This is a genomic window from Corynebacterium sp. HMSC11E11, from assembly GCF_001807025.1.
GTDB lineage: Bacteria > Actinomycetota > Actinomycetes > Mycobacteriales > Mycobacteriaceae > Corynebacterium > Corynebacterium freneyi.
Window position 1 is genome coordinate 1 of sequence record NZ_KV787091.1, and the last position, 13,751, is coordinate 13,751.

General features: G+C 69.2%; 13 protein-coding genes and 1 pseudogene. 9 read left to right on the plus strand and 5 right to left on the minus strand.

The features are described 5' to 3' along the window. The 3 genes and pseudogenes from HMPREF3121_RS00005 to secA all read left to right on the plus strand — a co-directional run. Nucleotides 1-299: pseudogene (locus tag HMPREF3121_RS00005) on the plus strand (ComF family protein); the annotation flags it as partial. Nucleotides 300-474: 175 nt separating this feature from the next. After that, nucleotides 475-1,137 (plus strand): ribosome hibernation-promoting factor, HPF/YfiA family, encoded by a 663-nt coding sequence (gene hpf / locus HMPREF3121_RS00010; protein ID WP_070518931.1) that lies wholly within the window; start codon nt 475-477, stop codon nt 1,135-1,137. Between the two features lie 308 nt (nt 1,138-1,445). Continuing rightward, nucleotides 1,446-4,172, plus strand: a complete 2,727-nt coding sequence (gene secA, locus HMPREF3121_RS00015; protein WP_070518932.1) for a preprotein translocase subunit SecA — start codon at nt 1,446-1,448, stop codon at nt 4,170-4,172. Nucleotides 4,173-4,177: 5 nt separating this feature from the next. On the opposite strand, the gene HMPREF3121_RS00020 is transcribed toward secA, so the two are convergent. Further along, entirely contained in the window at nt 4,178-4,618 is a 441-nt protein-coding gene (locus HMPREF3121_RS00020) for an Rv3235 family protein (RefSeq protein ID WP_035122915.1), read from the minus strand. Nucleotides 4,619-4,656: 38 nt separating this feature from the next. Here HMPREF3121_RS00020 and HMPREF3121_RS00025 point away from each other — a divergent pair, with 38 nt between their 5' ends. The 4 genes from HMPREF3121_RS00025 to HMPREF3121_RS00040 all read left to right on the plus strand — a co-directional run bounded on the left by HMPREF3121_RS00025 (nt 4,657) and on the right by HMPREF3121_RS00040 (nt 8,175). Further along, nucleotides 4,657-5,157, plus strand: coding sequence for an HAD family hydrolase (locus tag HMPREF3121_RS00025; protein WP_371327290.1), 501 nt, complete (start codon nt 4,657-4,659; stop codon nt 5,155-5,157). Continuing rightward, nucleotides 5,157-5,657 carry a DUF6912 family protein gene (locus HMPREF3121_RS00030; protein WP_035122912.1) on the plus strand — a complete coding sequence of 167 codons (501 nt, stop codon included), beginning with the start codon at nt 5,157-5,159 and terminating at the stop codon, nt 5,655-5,657. The genes HMPREF3121_RS00025 and HMPREF3121_RS00030 overlap by 1 nt, the downstream gene beginning before the upstream one ends. Before the next feature lie 127 nt (nt 5,658-5,784). Continuing rightward, nucleotides 5,785-6,771: a ferredoxin reductase gene (locus HMPREF3121_RS00035; protein ID WP_070518951.1), complete on the plus strand. Its 987-nt coding sequence runs from the start codon at nt 5,785-5,787 to the stop codon at nt 6,769-6,771. 45 nt (nt 6,772-6,816) lie between these two features. Next, nucleotides 6,817-8,175: a fatty acid desaturase family protein gene (locus tag HMPREF3121_RS00040; protein ID WP_070518933.1), complete on the plus strand. Its 1,359-nt coding sequence runs from the start codon at nt 6,817-6,819 to the stop codon at nt 8,173-8,175. On the opposite strand, the gene HMPREF3121_RS00045 is transcribed toward HMPREF3121_RS00040, so the two are convergent. Genes HMPREF3121_RS00045 through aroA form a run of 3 tightly spaced genes read right to left on the minus strand, consistent with a single transcriptional unit; the run spans nt 8,172 to nt 11,899 of the window. Further along, nucleotides 8,172-9,482, minus strand: a complete 1,311-nt coding sequence (locus HMPREF3121_RS00045; RefSeq protein WP_070518934.1) for a chloride channel protein — start codon at nt 9,480-9,482, stop codon at nt 8,172-8,174. The genes HMPREF3121_RS00040 and HMPREF3121_RS00045 overlap by 4 nt on opposite strands. Before the next feature lie 6 nt (nt 9,483-9,488). Continuing rightward, nucleotides 9,489-10,502 carry a ribosome small subunit-dependent GTPase A gene (rsgA, locus tag HMPREF3121_RS00050; RefSeq protein ID WP_070518952.1) on the minus strand — a complete coding sequence of 338 codons (1,014 nt, stop codon included), beginning with the start codon at nt 10,500-10,502 and terminating at the stop codon, nt 9,489-9,491. Further along, complete coding sequence (gene aroA, locus HMPREF3121_RS00055) at nt 10,499-11,899, minus strand: 3-phosphoshikimate 1-carboxyvinyltransferase (protein WP_083291093.1); 1,401 nt, start codon at nt 11,897-11,899, stop codon at nt 10,499-10,501. The genes rsgA and aroA overlap by 4 nt, the downstream gene beginning before the upstream one ends. On the opposite strand from aroA, the gene HMPREF3121_RS00060 reads away from it, so the two are divergent. Next, nucleotides 11,898-12,542: an SOS response-associated peptidase gene (locus tag HMPREF3121_RS00060; protein WP_070518936.1), complete on the plus strand. Its 645-nt coding sequence runs from the start codon at nt 11,898-11,900 to the stop codon at nt 12,540-12,542. The genes aroA and HMPREF3121_RS00060 overlap by 2 nt on opposite strands. Before the next feature lie 4 nt (nt 12,543-12,546). Here the strand turns inward: HMPREF3121_RS00060 and ybaK are convergent, their stop codons facing one another. Beyond that, a complete protein-coding gene (gene ybaK / locus HMPREF3121_RS00065; protein WP_070518937.1) occupies nt 12,547-13,062 on the minus strand; it encodes a Cys-tRNA(Pro) deacylase in 516 nt (171 codons plus the stop codon). Between the two features lie 50 nt (nt 13,063-13,112). On the opposite strand from ybaK, the gene HMPREF3121_RS00070 reads away from it, so the two are divergent. Beyond that, the gene (locus HMPREF3121_RS00070; protein WP_070518938.1) at nt 13,113-13,748 is read left to right on the plus strand and encodes a sigma-70 family RNA polymerase sigma factor; all 636 of its coding nucleotides are present in this window, start codon (nt 13,113-13,115) and stop codon (nt 13,746-13,748) included. Nucleotides 13,749-13,751 lie beyond the last annotated feature (3 nt).

Sequence of the window (13,751 nt, forward strand, 5' to 3'; positions counted from 1 at the left end):
GGCGGGGAGGGGACCCGGTGACGGCCGCCTGCCGGGTCGCCGCGCGGCGTCTGCCGGGTGCCCGCGTGGGGGCGGGGTTGCTGCGGACGGCGGAGGGTGCGGAGGATTCGGCGGGGCTCACCGCGGTGGGGCGGCGGCGCAACATCGCCGGTCGGATCGTGCCGTCGGGGACCGTGCGGGGCCCCGTCGTGCTCGTCGACGACGTGCTCACGACCGGGGCGACGGCGGCGCATTCGACGCTCGTCCTCGCCTCGTCGGGCGTCCGCGTGGTCGGCGTGATCGTGTTTTCCCATGCCTAGGGCACTTCCCCCCGGATGAGGCCAGGGGGCCGGTCAAATCGGACGGGAGGTTCGTGGCAGCGGGGGTAACCGCGTCTGTATCCTGGAGGCACAGTTAGTTAGTCGCGTCACCGTGGACGCCGTGAGTAATCCCGCTCACGGAAGGGCGGTGGCAATACCGGGAGGTAGGAAGCAAGTGACGACACCTGCTGACAACAACGAGGTCCTCAGCCCCAATGCCCAGGTGACCATCACCGGGCGCAACGTGGAGGTCCCGGAGCACTTCGCCGAGCGTGTCAAGGGCAAGCTCGCCAAGATTGAGCGCCTCGATCCGACCCTGACGTTCTTCCACGTCGAGCTGCAGCACGAGCCGAACCCCCGCCGCGCGGATCGTTCCGACCGCATTCAGATCACCGCCACGGGCAAGGGCCACCTCGCCCGCGCCGAGGCGAAGGAGGACAGCTTCTACGCCGCCCTCGAGTCCGCACTGGGCAAGATGGAGCGCTCGTTGCGCAAGGTCAAGGCCCGCCGCAAGATCAGCCGTTCCGGCCACCGCGCCCCCATGTCCGTGGGCCAGGCCACCGCCGCCCTGGTCGAGGAGGCCACGGAGGCGGCGGAGCCCGCTCCGAAGGCCGATCCGTACGAGGATCAGATCGAGGAGATCCAGCTCGGCAAGGTCGTGCGCACCAAGGAGCACTCGGCCAACCCGATGTCCGTCGATGATGCGCTGTCCGAGATGGAGCTCGTCGGCCACGACTTCTACCTCTTCGTCGACGAGGCCACCGGCCGCCCGTCCGTCGTCTACCGCCGCCATGCCTACGACTACGGCATGATCGCGCTTGCCGAGGACGCCGAGTAGGTCCGGATCCTCACCCCCGGCCGCGCCGCTTTTCGGGCGATGGCCGGGGGTTTTCCGTGCCCGGGATAGCGGAGGCCATACGTTTTCGTTCCGCAGCAGAAGAGGGGAACCGACGATGACCCGCCAATGGACCCCGCCGCCACGGAGGCCCCGCCGACTCCTCCTGCGGGGTCCGGTTCCGGTTCCCGCGCAGTCGTCGTAAGGCACCCGCACCCCACCCCGGGGTGCGGGTTCCTCCTATACTGGGGGACTTGAGCGCCCCGGCGGGGCGTGGCCCTGAGTCGTCTGTCGGAAAGGTCCCATCCGCAGTGTTTTCTTTCAGCAAGTTGCTCCGCGTCGGTGAGGGGCGCGCCGTCAAGCGCCTCAAGGGCATCGCGGATGCGGTGCTCGAGCTCGACGACGAGTACTCGGAGCTGACCGACGACGAACTGCGCGGCAAGACCGAAGAGTTCAAGACCCGGCTCGAGGACGGGGAAACCCTCGACGACCTGCTGCTGGAGGCCTTCGCCACCGCCCGCGAAGCATCGTGGCGCGTGCTCGGCCAAAAGCACTACCCCGTGCAGGTCATGGGCGGTGCGGCACTGCACTTCGGCAACGTGGCGGAGATGAAGACCGGTGAAGGCAAGACCCTCACCTGCGTGCTCCCCGCCTACCTCAACGCCCTGGAGGGCAAGGGCGTCCACGTGGTCACCGTCAACGACTACCTGGCCAAGCGCGACGCCGAGTGGATGGGCCGCGTTCACCGCTTCCTGGGGCTGGAGACCTCCGTGATCCTGTCGGGCCTGAGCCCCGACCAGCGGCGCGAGGCGTACGCCGCCGACATCACCTACGGCACGAACAACGAACTCGGCTTCGACTACCTGCGCGACAACATGGCGCACTCCCTCAACGACCTGGTGCAGCGCGGCCACCACTACGCCATCGTCGACGAGGTCGACTCGATCCTCATCGACGAGGCCCGCACCCCGCTGATCATCTCCGGCCCCGCCGACGGTTCGCCCGAGTGGTACCAGGCGTTCTCCGGAATCGTGAAGGGCATGCGCCTGGACATCCACTACGAGGTCGACGTGCGCAAGCGCACCATCGGCGTCCGCGAGGAAGGCGTCGCCTACGTCGAGGACCAGCTCGGCATCGACAACCTCTACGCCGCCGAGAACTCGCAGCTGGTCAGCTACCTCAACAACGCCATCAAGGCCAAGGAGCTGTTCACCCGCGACAAGGACTACATCATCCGCAACGGAGAAGTCCTCATCGTCGACGAGTTCACCGGCCGCGTCCTGGCCGGCCGCCGCTACAACGAGGGCATGCACCAGGCCATCGAGGCGAAGGAGGGCGTGGAGATCAAGAACGAGAACCAGACCCTCGCCACGGTGACGCTGCAGAACTACTTCCGCATGTACGACAAGCTCGCCGGCATGACCGGCACCGCCGAAACCGAGGCGGCTGAGCTGCACCAGACGTACAAGCTCGACGTCATGCCGATCCCGCCGAACCGCCCCAACCAGCGCAAGGATCACCCGGACCTGGTCTACAAGACGCAGGAGGCGAAGTTCTACGCCGTCATCGAGGACATCCGCGAATCCCATGAGAAGGGCCAGCCGGTTCTGGTGGGCACGGCGTCCGTCGAAATGTCGGAGCACCTGTCCAAGCTGCTGCAGCGCGAGGGCATCAAGCACAGCGTCCTCAACGCCAAGCACCACGAGAAGGAAGCCGAGATCGTCGCCGTGGCGGGCCGCGCCGGCGCGGTGACCGTGGCCACCAACATGGCCGGCCGCGGCACCGACATCGTGCTCGGCGGCAACCCGGACATCATCGCCGACCTCAACCTGCGCGCCCGCGGCCTGTCGCCGACGGAGACGCCGGAGGAGTACGAGGCCGAGTGGGACGCCGAGATCACCCGCGTCCGCGAGGCCGCCGAGGAGGAGGCGGAGAAGGTCCGCGAGGTCGGCGGCCTGTACGTCCTGGGCACGGAGCGCCACGAGTCCCGACGCATCGACAACCAGCTGCGCGGCCGCACCGCCCGCCAGGGCGACCCGGGCGAAACCCGCTTCTACCTGTCCATGCGCGACGAGCTGATGGTCCGGTTCAACGGCCAGCGCATGGAGGCGCTCATGAACACCCTCAACGTGCCGGACGACGTGCCCATCGACTCGAAGATCGTGTCCAACTCCATCAAGAGCGTGCAGACGCAGGTGGAGAGCCAGAACTTCGAGATCCGCAAGAACGTCCTGAAGTACGACGAGGTGATGAACCAGCAGCGCAAGGTCGTCTACGCCGAGCGTCTGCGCATCCTCGAGGGCGAGGACCTGAAGGACCAGGTTCGTCAGATGCAGGACGACGTCATCTCCGCCTACGTCGCCGGCGCGACCGCCGACGGTTACGTGGAGGACTGGGACCTCGACGAGCTGTGGAACGCCCTGGAGTCTCTGTACGGCCCGAACATGTCGTGGCAGTCGCTGGTCGACGGCGACGAGTACGGCGCCGCCGGCGACCTGTCGGCCCGGGACCTGGAGAAGGTCCTGCGCGAGGACGTGCGCACCTGCTACGACGAGCTGGAGGACGCCGTGGCGGCCATCGGCGGCGAGCAGCAGATGCGCAACCTGGAGCGCTTCACCATCCTCAACGTGATGGACCGCAAGTGGCGCGAGCACCTCTACGAGATGGACTACCTCAAGGAGGGCATCGGCCTGCGCGCCATGGCCCAGGCCGACCCGCTGGTCGAGTACCAGCGCGAGGGCTACGACATGTTCACGGGCATGATGGACGGCATCAAGGAGGAGTCCATCCGCCAGCTGTTCCTGGTCCGCCAGCAGGTCATGCAGGCCGAGCAGAAGCAGGACGCCGACCTCAACGGCGACGGCGTCGTCGACGAGAAGGACCTGTCCCCGGAGCTGGCCCGCGCCGAGGCACGGCCGACGCAGATGACGTACTCTGGACCGTCGGACGACGGCTCCGCCGAGCAGAAGCGCGTCGAGGGTCGGTCGGGCAACCGGGCCCAGCGTCGCAAGGCCGCCCGCCGCGGCCGCAACCGCTAGACGGGCTAGATGAAGCGCAGCGCGGTGATCGTCCAGCCCCGGCCGTCGTCGATCATCGCGCCGGCCAGGGCCCGGACGCGACCCGCGCACGCGTAGGTGCCCACGAATTCGACGCGGGTTCCGCAGGGCCGCCCGGAGGGGTGGAGGGTGCGCAGGGCCGCGCCGCGCATTCCGCCGGTGCGCAGCCGGTGCCGCAGGCCGGCGAGGACCCGTTCATCGGCGGACACGCCCGACAGGGCCTCCGGGCGCCGCCTCCCGGACAGCACCTCGATGATCACCGTCAGCGTGTGAGTCAGCCGTTGCCGTGCGACGTCGCCGCAGGTGGTGGCCATGGGGCCGGCAGGCCGACCGTCGTCACGCGGAAGCTGCGCCCCGCGCCCGGGCGTCAGGGCCCGCAGCAGCTCGAAGCCGCGCACGGGCGCGAGTTCCCCGATGTCCCCCGTCATTTTTCGTCAACCCCCCGTGGTCCGGTTGCCCGGTCGTCATGTCCCCGCGGCCATTGTGCCAGCGCGTCGGGGTGCCCGCGCGGCGGGGCGGTCGGCGGAACCCGGCGCGGGCAACTACGCTCGTGGTCATGCGTGGTCTCATCATCGATTACTGCGGTGTCCTGGACGGCACCGACGAAGAGCGGGCGCGGTGGCGGAAGTTGATGGCGGCCGCCCGCGCCAATGGAGTTGCCCTGGCCGTGTTGTCGAACGACCCGGGCGGCCCCGGGGCGGATCCGATCCGGAAGTTCGAGGAGGAGGGCCTGGTCGACGCCGTCGTGCTGTCGGGTGAGGTCGGCGCCGAGAAGCCGGAGCCGGAGGTCTTCGATATCACGGCGGAGCGTTTGGGCCTGCCGGCGCGCGATTGCGTGCTCGTCGACGATTCGATCGTCAACATCCACGCGGCGGTGTCCCACGGCATGGTCGGCGTGTTTTACCAGCAGTTCGATCGTGCGGTCGTGGAGATCGTGGGTCTGTTCGACCTGGAGGGCGATTTCTAGTGCGCGTGTACGTGCCGGCGACGTTCGGGATGCTCGGGGAGTTGCTGTCCGACGGCGCGGCGGTTCCGCGTCGCGGGTGGGCGTTCGCGGTGACGCCGGCGCTGCGCGAGTTTTACGTGGAGGGCGACGACGAGGAGTTGGCCGACGTCGCGTTCGACGACGCGTCGCGGGCGTCGTTGCGGCTGTTGTCGGCCTACGATGGGTCGTTTCCGCACAGGCGCGTGGTCATCGCCGCCGACGTCGCCGATGATGCGGTGGAGTTGCAGCCGGACATGGGGGAGGCCGTGGTGGCCTTGTCCGGCGACGTGTCGCGTGACGACGTCGCCGCGATTCACGTCGACGTCGAGGCCGGGGAGCCGTTCGTGGCGAAGGCCATCGAGGCCGTCGATGCCGCGGATTTGGGGGACGAGGACGCGGAGCTGACCGTGGGGGATTGCCTGGAACGGCCGTTGGCCTGGTACGACGCGGCGGAGCTGCCCATGCTGGTGGAGCTGCTCTGATCGTTTCCATCGCTTGACCGACAAGTTACCCATCCGTAAGCTACGCTTCCGTAGACTACGGAAAGGGGAACCGGTGAGCTTTGGCAATCGCCTTCGCGGCGTGTTCCGGCACTTGTCGACGCCGCTGATGCCGGACGACTACACGCGTTTGATCAATCCGCTGTGGTCGAAGCGGGAGCTGCGGGGGCAGATCGAGCGGGTGACCCGACCGGCCGACGACGTCGTCGAGTTGGTCATCAAGCCCGGTTGGGGAGTTCCCGCCGACTTCCGCGCCGGCCAGTACATCGGCGTCGGCGTCCGCGTCGACGGCCGTCTGGTGTGGCGGTCGTACTCGCTGACCAATGCGCCGCAGTCGGCGGACGGCATGCTCACGGTCACCGTCAAGGCGCAGGATCGGGGGCGCCTGTCGCAGCATCTGGTGTCCAACGTCACGCCGGGCACGGTGGTGCGTCTGGCCGCGCCGGCGGGTGATTTCCACTTGCCGGAGCCGCCGCCGGAGAAGCTGCTGTTCATCACCGCCGGTTCGGGCATCACTCCGGTGATGTCGATGTTGCGTGACCTGGAGCGTCGCAACGGAATCGGGGACGTCGTCCACCTTCATTCGGTCCGCGACCGTGCGGGATTGCTTTTCGACGCCGACCTGGAACGCCTCAGCCGCGAGCAGCCCGGGTACCGTCTGACGGTTCGCGAGACGGGGGTCGACGGCCGGTTGAGCATCGACGAGATCAAGGCGCTGGTGCCGGATCTGGCCGACCGGGCCGCCTACGCGTGTGGCCCGTCGGCGATGCTCGACGAGCTCGAGGCCGGGCTTCCCGGCGTCCGCACCGAACGTTTCACCCTCGATCGCGGCAACACGACGGCCCAGGGCGGCGTCGTGACCTTTCCTGGCCGCGGCCAGATCGAGGTCGACGGCGCCACGACCATTTTGGAGGCCGGCGAGAAGGCCGGAGTGCAGCTGCCCTACGGCTGCCGGATGGGAATCTGCGCGACGTGCGTGCAGCAGCTCGCCGACGGTACGGCGCGCGACCTGCGCACGGGCGAGACCCATGAGGCCGGCGAACGCATCCGAGCCTGCGTGTGCGTGCCCGCCGGCGACGTCGAAATCGAACTGTAGACGCAAAACGAAACCCAGCCGAACGGGAAATACGGAGACATCACCATGGCAATCGCCGACATCAAGGCCTATTCGCACCTGTCCGAGGAGGACGTCGCCGAGATCGGGCGCCGTTTCGACGCCATCGCCGCCGAGCATCGCGCGGCCCTGGGCCCGAAGGACGCCCGCTACATCCGCACCCTCATCCGCGTGCAGCGTGGCCTGGAGGTCGCCGGCCGCGGGCTGCTGATGCTGCCGACGCTGGGCATGGCCCTGGACAAGGCGGGCTACAAGACCCGCAAGGGCGGTTTGCTGCCGCGTTCGCTGCGCACCCCGGCCCACAGGGGCCTGTGGTGGGCCGGCGTCGGCGCGTTGGGCCTGGCCAAGGTTCTGGAGAACCTGGAGATCGGCCACAACGTCATGCACGGTCAGTGGGACTGGATGAACGACCCGGAGATCCACTCGTCGACGTGGGAGTGGGACAACTCGTGCCCGTCGTCGGGCTGGAAGCACTCGCACAATTTCGTCCACCACAAGTACACCAACGTGCTGGGCATGGACAACGACGTGGGATACGGCATTTTGCGCGTCACCCGCGACAAGAAGTGGACGCCGGTGTCGCTGACGCAGCCGCTGCAGAACGTCATTCTGGCGTCGCTGTTCCAGTGGGCGGTGGCGTTCTACGACGTCGAGCTCGGCCGCGTCGCCGCGGGCAAGAAGTCGTGGGAGCAGGCCAAGCCGCAGTTGATCGAGGTCTTCCAGAAGTCCGGCCGCCAGGTGCTCAAGGACTACGCCCTGTTCCCGCTGTTGGCCGGCCCGCGCTGGGGCGAGGTGGCCAAGGCCAATGCCGCGGCGAACCTGATCCGCAACGTGTGGGCCTACGCCGTCATCTTCTGCGGCCACTTCCCGGATGATGCGGAGACGTTCACCAAGGAGCAGTACAACAACGAGAACAAGGCGGAGTGGTACCTGCGCCAGATGCTCGGCTCGGCCAACTTCCACGGCGGATTCATCCTGTCGGTGCTGTCGGGCAACCTGAACTACCAGATCGAGCATCACCTGTACCCGGACATGCCGTCCAACCGCCTGGCCACGATCTCCAAGCAGGTCAAGGAGATCTGCCGCGACTACGACCTGCCGTACAACACCGGTTCCTTCCCGCGGCAGCTGGCGCAGGTGCAGCGGACGATCCTGAAGCTGTCCCTGCCGGATCGTTTCCTGGTCGCCGATCCGGACAATGCGCCGGAGGTCCGTTCGGAGAAGGCCTTCGCCAAGTACCCGCAGGTGGAGGCGCAGCTGGATGCCACCGCCACGCCGCGCCGCGGCCTGCGCACCGGTCTGGGGCTGCTGAAGAAGCTCCGCCCGGGCGTCAAGGAGGTCGTGGCCGCCTACACGGGTCGCTCGACCCGCGAGATCACGGCCTAGCTTCGGCCTAGCCGACGCCGGGAGACGGCTTTCTTCTTGCGCGTCCACGGCATCTGGATCTGCTTCGGCAGGCTCAGCGCGGAGCGGAGGATCTCTCCGGTCAGCGCCGCGGTGGCGCAGGCGAGGAACAGGGCCAGGTACGCCTCGGAGGATTGCCCGGTGAACTCGACGGTGACGATGAGCGCGAAGAGGGGAGCGGCCATCGATGTCGACAGGAACGCCGCTGCGCCGAGCAGGGCGAAGTCGGCCGGCGGGATGCCGGGGACGATGGGCTGGACGACGCAGCCGACAAGGTAGCCCAGCAGCGCGCCGACGGCGAAGCCGGGCGTGAGCACGCCGCCGATGGCGCCGGAGCGCAGGGTGATCAGCACGGCGACGACCTTGGCCACCAGCAGCGCGAGCGCGAACGTCCACACCGGGGTGCCCTCCAGCACGGATGTGGCGGCGGAGCGGCCGTTGCCCAGCACCTCCGGCAGCGGCAGCGACAATGCGCCGACGATGACGAAGGCCAGCGGCAGGGCCCACAGGATGTGCGCCCCCTTCGGAGCGGTCGCCTCCGCCGTGGACGCCGCATGCCGGAACGCCAGGCCCGCGATGCCGCACACGATGCCGAGCGCGACGGCGACGGTGAGGTTGCCGAATCCCTCCGACAGCGTCACCGTCGAATACAGCGGCTGATCGCCGACGACGATGCCCGCGGTGACGGTGGCGACGGCGGAGCAGGCGAGCACGACCATCACGGCCCGGACGGTAACCGTCGTCAGCAGGATCTCGAAGGCGAACACCGCCCCGGCCAGGGGAATGTGGTAGATCGCGCCGAGGCCCGCGCCCGCGGCGGCGGCGACGAGCAGGCTCGTGGTGCCCCGGTCCAGGCCGATGCGCCGGGCGAGTTGGGTGGCCATCATCGCGCCGGCCTCGCGCGGCGCGTTCTCGCGGCCGACGGACGCACCCGCGGCGACGGTGGCCATCTGCAGGAAGACGTTGACCAGCGTCTCCACGACCGGCATGCGCGCCCCCGACATGCCGTCCTCCACGGACGGGATGGGACGGCCGAACCTGCGCACCGCCCACCACGCGGGCCCGGCGATGAGACCGGCGACTGCGATGCCCAGGAAACGCTGCAGCCCCGTCGTGCCGTCGGTGACCACGGCGGTGTCGCCCTCGTGCTGACCGTAAACCAGGTTTTCGATGCCGTGGAGCAGGTAGACCAGCACGGCGGCGACCAGGCCGGTGGCGACGCCGACGACGAACGTCCACAGGCACAGGCGGATCAGATCCGAAGTGGAGCGATGGTCGGTTCGCGTCACGGTGGTTCAGTCCCTGTCAATGTCGAGTTCCCAGTCCTCGTTGTCCTGGAGTGCGGCCAACAGGCCCCGCACTGCCATCGCGCGGCGGTGGGCGGCCCCCTCCAACGCGTCCAGCCCGCATTCGGGATCCGCGGGCGGACCCAGGTGCGTGCACCCGCGCGGACACTTCTCGAGCGCGGCGGAGAGATCGTCGAACACGTCGAGAACCGTCTCCGGCGTGACGTGGGCCAGGCCGAAGGAACGGATGCCCGGGGTGTCGACGACCCACCCGCCGCAGGACAACTGCAGCGCCACCGACTGCGTCGACGTGTGGCGGCCCTTGCCCACGCCGCTGACCTCGCCCGTGGCGCGATCGGCGCCGGGGACCAGGCGGTTGACCAGGGTGGACTTGCCCACCCCGGAATGGCCGATGAGGGCGGACACCTTTCCGCGGATGACGTCGACAAGTGGTTCGACCGGATCGTCCACGCCGCAGACGATGACCGGCACCCCGAGCTCGGCGAACTCGCCGGCGAATTCCGCCGGATCCGCCAGGTCCGACTTGGTCAGGCACAGCACCGGCTCCACCCCGCCCGCGTAGGCGGCGACGAGCGCGCGCTCGACGAAACCCGTGCGCGGCGGCGGATCGGCTACGGCGCAGACGATGAGCAGCAACTCGGCGTTGGCCACCACGATGCGCTCGAAGGGATCGTTGTCGTCGGCCGTGCGGCGCAGGACGCTGGTGCGGTCGGCGAGCTTGACGATCCTCGCCAGCGTGCCCTCCCGCCCCGACACGTCGCCCACCACGCCGACGCGATCGCCGACGACGATGTTGGTGCGGCCCAACTCGCGGGCGCGCATGCAGGTCACCGGTGTCGTCGTCCCGTCGAGCACCACGCCCCACCGCCCGCGGTCCTTGGTGACCACCAGCCCCCACTTGGCGTCGGCGTGCTTCGGCCGGTCCTTCGTCCGCGGTCGCGACCCCCGCCCCGGCCGGACGCGGACGTCGGACTCGTCCCAATCGCGGTATCGGCGACTCAGGGCTGTCCCCCGTCCTGGGCCAGCGGCAGCCCGACCATCTCCGACCAGCGGATGTTGAAGTCCGGCATGGTCTTGCCGGTGGTGGCGATGTTCTCCACCCGAACCCCCGGCACCCGCAGGCCGATGATCGCGCCGGCGGTGGCCATGCGGTGGTCGGCGTAGGACATCCAGTCGCCGCCGTGCAGCGGGATCGGGTCGATGCGGATGCCGTCGTCCAGCTCCGTGGCGCGCCCGCCGAGGCGGTTGATCTCCGTGACCAGGGCCTCCAGGCGGTTGGTCTCGTGGCCGCGCAGGTGCGCGATGCCCGTCAGCTCCGACGGGGTGTCCGCCAGCGCCGCCATCGCGGCGACGGTCGGCGTCAGTTCGCCGATGTCGCCCATGTCCAGGGTGACGCCGTGCAGGGTGGCCGGGCCCTCGACGGTGAGGTCGTGGACGCCGGAGCCGTCGGCGCCGCGGGGTTTGAGCAGGACGCGGCAGCCCATGGCCTGCAGGATCTCGCGGATGCGGTCGCCGGGCTGGACCGTGTCGACCGGCCAATCGGCGACGGTGACCCGGCCGCGCGTGACGGCCGCGGCGGCGAGGAACGGGGTGGCGTTGGACAGGTCGGGCTCGACGTGCCACGTGCGGCCGCGGACCTCTCCGGCGTGGACGTGGAAAGCGCCGCCGTCTTCGGGTGCGTCCTCGATGACGGTGACGCCGGCCTGCCGCAGCATGTCGACGGTCATGTCGATGTGCGGGCGCGACGGCACGTCTCCGGTGGGTCGGAGGGTCAGGCCCTTCGGGTAGCGCATGCCGGCCAGCAGCAGTCCCGACACGAACTGCGACGACGCCGAGGAGTCGATCTCCACCTCGCCGCCGATGTCGCCGGCCGGGTTGACCGTGAACGGCAGGGTGTCGCCGTCGATGTCGGCGCCCAGTTCGCGCAGGGCGTCGAGCACCGCGCCCATCGGCCGCACGCGGGCCTCCGGGTCGCCGTCGAAGAACACGGAGCCGGTGGCGATGGCCGCGATCGGCGGCACGAAGCGCATGACGGTGCCGGCGAGACCGCATTCGATGTTGCCGCCGCGCAGTACGCGGGGGATGACCTCCAGGGTGCGGTTCGGGGTGCCGGAGTACTCGGAACCGGTGCGGATCTCGATGCCCATCGCCTCGAGGGCGGAGATCATCAGGTCCGTGTCACGCGAGCGCAGCGCCCCGTGGATCGTCGACGGCGTCGACGACAGGGCGGCGATGATGAGCGCGCGGTTCGTGATGGACTTGGACCCGCCGATGGAGACCGTCGCGGTCACCGGGTGCTCGGCGGCGGGGGCTGGCCAGAAGTCATGGGGGGAAGTCACGCATCCATCATCCCCCAAATGGCGGCGGAGGGTCGGCACGGGGTGCGACGATTGGGGCATGTGCGGACGATTCGTGACCTTCACCGTGGGCGACGAGCTCCTCGAGGCGCTGGCGGAGGTGCCGGGTCTCGCTCCGATCGGCGCAGATGGTCCGTTGCCGGGCGAACGGTGGAACGTGGCTCCGACGATGCCGATCACGGCGTTGGCCCGGGACGGCGGGGGGACGCTCGCCGCGCCGGTGAGGTGGGGCCTGGTGCCGCATTGGTCGAAGTCGATGCCGAAGACCCCGTATTTCAACGCCCGGTCGGAGACGTGGCGGGACAAGCCGGTGTTCCGCGACGGCGAACCGTGCGTCATTCCCATGGACGGCTGGTACGAGTGGCGGGACAAGGCGCCGTTTTTCGTCGCCGCGCCGGGCGACCGGCCTTTGCTCGTGGCGGGGCTGTGGGCGCGGTGCGGGGATCTCGTCAGCGCGACGATCCTCACCACGGACGCGGTCGGCCATCTCGCCGATTTGCATCACCGGATGCCCCGGGTGCTTGCCGACGACGAGGTGGCGCAGTGGCTGGACGGCGTGGGGTTCGCCGACGGCGGGGAGGTCGGGATGACCGATCCGGCGCTCGCGGAGACGCTGGCGGTGCGGCCGGTGAACCGGGCGGTGGGCAACGTGGCCAACGACGGGGCGTGGCTGTTGGAGGAGTGACCGCTCAGCCGGCGATGTCGGCGAACGTGGCCCCGGTCAGGGTCGCGAGGTCGCCCGGGGCCAGTTCGATGTCGAGGCCGCGGCGGCCCCCGGAGACGAAGATGGTCGAGTGGTCGCGAGCGCCGGAGTCGACGACGGTCGGCAACGGGCGTTTCTGGCCCAGCGGCGAGATGCCGCCGACGACGTAGCCCGAGGAGCGTTGCGCGGCCGCCGGGTCGGCCAGTTCGGCCTTCGAGGCGCCGAAGGCCTTCGCCGCGGCCTTCAGGTTGAGCCGCCCGGTGACGGGCACGACGGCGACGGCGAGGCCGGTGCGTTTGCCGTGGAGGTCGATGACGAGCGTCTTGAAGATCCGCTCCGGCGCGACGCCCTCGTGTTCGCCGAGCCAGTGGGCGGCTTCTTCGCCGAAGTGGTCGTCGGAATGCGGGAATTGCCGAACCGAATGGGGGATTCCGGCCGCGATGCAGGCGGCGACGGCGGGAGTCGATGCGGCCGGTTCGGTGCCCTTGTTCCTTTTGCCCATGCCCCGATCCTGTCACCGTGCGGTCCCGCCCGGCCGATAGGATGGGGCGCATGACAGCCGAAGCCACGGGAATCGATGGCGGGGGCAGCGTCCGGACGCAAGAGACCGACGCCCAGTTGGCGGAGCGTTTCGAACGCGAGGCCCTGCCCCTGCTCGATCAGCTCTACGGCGGCGCCCTGCGGATGACCCGCAACCCCGCCGACGCCGAGGACCTGGTGCAGGAGGCCTACATGAAGGCTTACCAGGGTTTCCGTTCGTACAAGCCGGGCACGAACCTCAAGGCGTGGATGTACCGGATCCTGACCAACACGTACATCAACAGTTACCGGAAGGCGCAGCGCCGGCCGGCGGAGTACGCGACGGACGACATCACCGATTCGCAGATCGCGGAGACCGCATCGCACATGTCGTCGGGCCTGCGGTCGGCGGAGGTGGAGGCGATGGCCCTGCTTCCCGACGAGGAGATCCGCGCCGCCCTCATGGACCTCAACGAGGATTACCGCATGGTCGTCTACTACGCCGACGTCGAGGGGCTGCCGTACAAGGAAATCGCCGACATCATGGGCACTCCGATCGGAACCGTGATGTCCCGCCTGCACCGGGGAAGGAAACAGCTCCGCGAGGCGTTGAAGGATGTGGCGAAGGATCGCGGGTTCATCCGCGAGACGGAAAACTCGGAAAGGTGAGTC

Coding starts and splice junctions, on each gene's coding strand:
- HMPREF3121_RS00070 (WP_070518938.1), top strand. CDS start 13,113: ATGACAGCCGAAGCCACGGGAATCGATGGCGGGGGCAGCGTCCGGACG.
- HMPREF3121_RS00035 (WP_070518951.1), top strand. CDS start 5,785: ATGCCGGACGACTACACGCGTTTGATCAATCCGCTGTGGTCGAAGCGG.
- ybaK (WP_070518937.1), bottom strand. CDS start 13,062: ATGGGCAAAAGGAACAAGGGCACCGAACCGGCCGCATCGACTCCCGCC.
- aroA (WP_083291093.1), bottom strand. CDS start 11,899: ATGCCCCAATCGTCGCACCCCGTGCCGACCCTCCGCCGCCATTTGGGG.
- HMPREF3121_RS00040 (WP_070518933.1), top strand. CDS start 6,817: ATGGCAATCGCCGACATCAAGGCCTATTCGCACCTGTCCGAGGAGGAC.
- HMPREF3121_RS00025 (WP_371327290.1), top strand. CDS start 4,657: ATGTCCCCGCGGCCATTGTGCCAGCGCGTCGGGGTGCCCGCGCGGCGG.
- HMPREF3121_RS00060 (WP_070518936.1), top strand. CDS start 11,898: ATGTGCGGACGATTCGTGACCTTCACCGTGGGCGACGAGCTCCTCGAG.
- HMPREF3121_RS00020 (WP_035122915.1), bottom strand. CDS start 4,618: ATGACGGGGGACATCGGGGAACTCGCGCCCGTGCGCGGCTTCGAGCTG.